The organism is Streptomyces sp. 4F14 (assembly GCF_048159485.1).
In the GTDB taxonomy this organism is placed as follows: Bacteria; Actinomycetota; Actinomycetes; order Streptomycetales; family Streptomycetaceae; genus Streptomyces.
Genome location: NZ_JBLRVY010000431.1, coordinates 1 through 310 on the forward strand (window position 1 = coordinate 1; position 310 = coordinate 310).

Annotated in this window: 1 protein-coding gene; it reads left to right on the plus strand. The window is 76.1% G+C overall.

Going from position 1 to position 310, the window contains the following annotated elements:
* Nucleotides 1–61: 61 nt before the first annotated feature.
* Nucleotides 62–310, plus strand: a 249-nt coding sequence (locus ACLZOT_RS51455) for a DUF692 family multinuclear iron-containing protein (RefSeq protein WP_416976173.1), incomplete at its 3' end; no start/stop codon positions are given.

The following is a 310-nucleotide window of genomic DNA, read 5'->3' on the forward strand; positions in this document are numbered from 1 at the left end:
GCGGGGCCATACCCCCGTCACGCGGGACGGGCGGGGGCCGGAAGAGGCCGAGGAGGGGACGATGGAGCGACTGGGTACGGGACTCGGATGGCGTCCGGAGATCGCGGACGCCGTGGAACGCATGCCCGGCATCGACTGGGTCGAGGCCGTGGCCGAGAACGTCTGCCCCGGCCACCTCCCGGAGTCCCTGCTCCGGCTGCGCGAGCGCGGGGTCACCGTCGTGCCGCACGGTGTCTCGCTCGGCCTCGGCGGCGCCGACCGGCCTGACGAGGCGCGGCTGACGGCACTCGCGGAGCGGGCCGAGGCGCTC